The 4,290-nt window shown below is 37.7% G+C and carries 4 protein-coding genes; 1 reads left to right on the top strand and 3 read right to left on the bottom strand.

Annotation, left to right across the window (positions count from 1 at the left end):
- The coding region (locus DSBG_RS21265) for a fibronectin type III domain-containing protein (protein WP_141694401.1) at window positions 1–469 on the bottom strand (469 nt) is incomplete at its 3' end.
- A gap of 419 nt (window positions 470–888) precedes the next feature.
- On the opposite strand from DSBG_RS21265, the gene DSBG_RS21260 reads away from it, so the two are divergent.
- A complete protein-coding gene (locus DSBG_RS21260) occupies window positions 889–1,518 on the top strand; it encodes a DUF3862 domain-containing protein (protein WP_068966978.1) in 630 nt (209 codons plus the stop codon).
- 114 nt (window positions 1,519–1,632) lie between these two features.
- Here DSBG_RS21260 and glgD read toward each other — a convergent pair whose 3' ends face one another.
- Together glgD and DSBG_RS21250 are read right to left on the bottom strand one after the other, a co-directional pair.
- Window positions 1,633–2,754, bottom strand: coding sequence for a glucose-1-phosphate adenylyltransferase subunit GlgD (gene glgD, locus DSBG_RS21255; protein ID WP_068966976.1), 1,122 nt, complete (start codon window positions 2,752–2,754; stop codon window positions 1,633–1,635).
- Between the two features lie 15 nt (window positions 2,755–2,769).
- Window positions 2,770–3,969: a glucose-1-phosphate adenylyltransferase gene (locus DSBG_RS21250; RefSeq protein WP_068966973.1), complete on the bottom strand. Its 1,200-nt coding sequence runs from the start codon at window positions 3,967–3,969 to the stop codon at window positions 2,770–2,772.
- Window positions 3,970–4,290: the final 321 nt, after the last annotated feature.

The raw sequence follows: 4,290 nt of genomic DNA, 5'->3' as shown, positions 1-4,290 counted from the left end.
AATAGGATGTCGCATTACTGACAGAATCCCAGTTTAAGTATATTTCGCTGGAGCTTTCGGCTGAAACGCTCAGATCTGTCGGTGCTGACAGTGTATCAGACTCATCAGACTCTTCAGTTGTAGCATTTTCTTTAGAAGAATAGGAGCTTGTATCAGAACTGTTGACGGCCGAGACTTTGTAATAATAGGTGGTATCAGCCGACAAGTCAGTATCTGTATAACTTGAAGTTTTCGTTGTCGCAATTTTGGAGTAAGTGCCCGAAGAAGAGGTGGCTCTATAAACATAATAGGATGTCGCATTACTGACAGAATCCCAGTTTAAGTATATTTCGCTGGAGCTTTCAACCGTAGCGCTTAGGTCCGTTGGTGTTGATAGAGTACTTGTTGCTAAAGAATTTTTTGGAAATATTAACGCTGAAAATAATAAGAAAAGTATTGTGGTTATTAATTTGTGATAGCGTTTCTTCATCGATTTACCTCCCCCATATTCTTGCAATTTAGCTGTGTTATCTTTCCTTTTTACAATCAATTTAAATTTAAGGTGTTCGTATTAAATTGAGAAAGAGCTACTTCAAAGATTACTCGCCGTTTGTTAATTCAAGAAACGACTAGACTATTCTTTAACGTCTAATTTTAGTGCTTATATTTATTTCTTGTTTTTTCTTCATAATCCTTCCGGTGTAAGAAATATTTTCTAACTGTCAAGGTCCGAGAGAGTGATATGTGAAACAACACTTCAACAGTATAAAAGGTATTATTGTCAGAATATATAATAGCCACTGGTATGTCTAATAATCTCAAACTGAAGATAATACCTATAAGACTTTTTGTAGTTTAATCTTGTAATGGTATAATTCATATGTAATTTCTAATACAGGAGGATTTAAAATGTTCAGTAAAAAATCAGTTTGGTCAAAGTTAATTTTTCCTATTCTTATGATTCTATTATTAAGTGTAGCTGGCTGTGGAAGTACGCCAAGCAAACCTAACAATTCTGAGAAATCCTCAGGGGATTCAACTTCTCAAGTACCAACTTCCCCGGCACCCAACTCACAAGATGTTAAACCTAACAGTTCAACTCCTGCAAACGGAGTAGTTACCTATGAAAACTACCTTAAGATTAAACTCGATACAACTTACGAGAATGTTAAAAGCATTCTGGGAGAAGGCAAGAAAAAAGCGATCAATTCCGACGTTATCGATTACACATGGAATGAACAGACTAAAACGATCCTAGTCCAAACTAATAAGGGTAAAGTTGTAACTAAAATTCAATCAAACCTTGGAAAAACCACATCCAAGCTTACCTTAGATCAGTTTAATCAAATCACAACAGGCATGACTTTTGATCAGGCGGTTTCCATTCTTGGACCTGATTACCAGGAAGTCAGCTACAAAAAAAACCATGCTAATGTAATATTAAGAAATGTCGTCTGGATGTTACCTGACTCTACGTCCATTAAGGTTTACCTGCAGGATGGGAAAGTCATTAACAAAAATACTACCCTCAAAAAATAATCTCTCCCGTTTAAATTATGAGCAGAGCAGATTAGAACCCGAGATGAAAGCTCCTAAAGCTCTCATCTCGGGTTCTAATCGTAATTCCCACGTCTTCCTTAATACCTTTCATTATTAGACCATTGTTCTTTTGAGGACCACCAATGGGTTATAAGAACTCCCCTTAAAGATATTTTCTCTATTAACCTTTACTGATTTATCAAGAATTGCATAATCCGTTTGCGCATTTTCCTCGATATGACACTTTGGAAGGATTATGCTATTTTTTATTTTGCATCCTCGCTCTAAAATCACACCTCGAAAGATAATTGAGTTAACTACTTCTCCTGCAATAGAGCATCCACTAGCAATCAATGAGTTGCTGACCTTTGCCTGTGAGGTGTATTGAGTGGGAGGATAATCTTTAAATTTTGTATGTATTCGATCCCCTCCCAACCATAATCTACCTCGAACTTCCAGGTCCAAAAGTTCCATACTTCGATCAAAGTAATCTTTAAGCGTATGAATCGTCCCAATCGACGAACACGTTGGGCTACCATAAATCTTAAAAATTTGCAAGTTTGAATTAAAAATATCTATTATGTCAATACACCCAATGCCACTATACTTCTCAACAATATTTAACAAAAGCTCACGTCGGATTATTAACATATCGACAAAATGTGATTGGGGGAACAGTCCTCTCTCGCAACCTTTTTTGTCTAGAATATTAGTAACTCTCCGTCCCTCACCCATCTCGAGAAATACTCCATCCGTCTGTTTATCTGAGGTAGCGGTCTCGCTGTATATCAAAGTAACATCTGCATGCTTGTCATTATGGAATTCGAGTGCATTCTTAAAATTTATATTATATATTTGATCACCACTACTGATGATAACATTTTCCGCAAAGTCTTTTTGCAGAAACTCAATATTATTATATAAATCCGTAACACAAAACGTATGATTGTTCTCGGAGAAGCCATGAATGGCTTCAGGCAAAATAAACAACCCACCATCTTTTCTGTCCAGAAACCAAGCTTTACCAGCTCCCAAGTGATCCAGAAGTGGTCTATAATGGTGTGGGGTTACCAATCCAATCGTTCTTATTCCAGAGTTAACCATGCTGGATAACGCGAAATCGAGAATTCGATATCTGCCTCCAAAGGGAACTGCAGCTATCGGCCTTTTTAGGGCAAGTCCTTGTAAGTTGTCAGTTGCGCTATTTGCATAAATAATTCCTATAGCGTTCGACATTATTGCTCCCGCCTTTCAAATTATCTGGGGCCTATAAACATTCTTACCTTCTTCGATAACGGAGCCTTCAGAGATATTATGATTATCCTCAATAACCGTAATCCCTTCTTGATCCGGAGTGACTTGTCCCTCAGCACCAACAATACAGTGACGCATAATTTCTGCATTCTCTCCGACAATCGTTTTTCGTATGCGTGATCCAGTGTGAACTTTTACATACGGTAATAATATAGAATCCCTTATTTCTACCCCTTTGCCCACATAAACTCCAGGCGCTATGATTGAATTGTGCACATCACCGTGAACAATACACCCATTACAAACAAGACTGTTCTCTATTTTCGCGGTAGACCCAACAAAATGGGGTGGTAAAATATCTTCATTCGAAAATATTCGGAATTGCGGATCAAAGATATTAAGAAAATGTCCCTCCCTCAAGGACTCCATATTAGCGTGATAATAACTTTCAATTGTGCCAACATCTCGCCAATACCCATGGAACTCGTAAGCATAGACTCGTTTCGCTTGTTTTAACTGGTGTGGAATGATATCTTTGCCAAAATCATTTTGAGACCCTAAATCTTTTGCATCTTCAATTAACGCTTGTTTAAGTGTTGACCAGTTAAAAATATAGACACCCATAGAAGCCAGATCACTGTCCGGTTGGGCAGGTTTTTCCGAAAACGTTGTTATTCTAGCATCTCCGTCAACAGTTAGAATTCCAAACCGAGAGGCTTCCTCTCGAGAAACTTGAATGGCCGCAATGGTTATTTCAGAACTCTTCTCTTTATGAAAGTTTAGCATTCGCGCATAATCCATTCTATAGACGTGATCCCCGGAAAGAATAAGTACATATTCAGGATCGTGAAAATCAATAAATTCGTAATTTTGGTACACAGCATTCGCTGTTCCGTTATACCAACTTCCTTCCTTTTCACCTAAAAAAGGGGGGAGAATGTGGACTCCGCCATACGGGTTATCTAAGTCCCATGCTGAACCCAAACCAATATATGAATTAAGCTGTAATGGCTTATATTGGATTAGAACACCGACCGTATTAATGTTTGAATTTGTGCAATTGCTCAAGGTGAAATCGATAATTCGATACTTACCACAGAAGGAAACTGCTGGTTTTGCCCTTTTTCGAGTTAAACCGCCCAATCTGCTACCTTGTCCACCAGCTAACAGCATTGCCACGCATTCCTGCTTGCGCATGTATGTACCCCCTTCCTCTCATATTCTTTGCAATCTTCTCGATGTTGACTTGACCTTTCAAACATTAACTTGGAAGTTATGTTAACTTCATCAGATAGACCTTTTTAAGCTATTCGACACAATATGTTAGTTACCCTTCTTATTTAATGATAATTAGTATAAATATGCTTGGATGTAGTTCAATATCAGACGTGTTAATAAACACAATCTATATATTCTGCATAATTGATTATTTAGATACATTAACAAAAGCTCACTTACAACGTTAAGTGAGCTTTGTTTAGCGGCGAAGGTAAATTGGTAGCAGCGAGTGAAAAACTT

It is taken from the genome of Desulfosporosinus cupriresistens, from assembly GCF_001707885.1.
Taxonomy (GTDB): domain Bacteria; phylum Bacillota; class Desulfitobacteriia; order Desulfitobacteriales; family Desulfitobacteriaceae; genus Desulfosporosinus.
This window is presented reverse-complemented; position numbering and strand designations above follow the sequence as displayed.

Bases quoted from the DNA above. Each gene is read 5' to 3' on its own strand.
- glgD (WP_068966976.1), bottom strand. From the start codon at position 2,754: ATGTCGAACGCTATAGGAATTATTTATGCAAATAGCGCAACTGACAAC.
- DSBG_RS21250 (WP_068966973.1), bottom strand. From the start codon at position 3,969: ATGCGCAAGCAGGAATGCGTGGCAATGCTGTTAGCTGGTGGACAAGGT.
- DSBG_RS21260 (WP_068966978.1), top strand. From the start codon at position 889: ATGTTCAGTAAAAAATCAGTTTGGTCAAAGTTAATTTTTCCTATTCTT.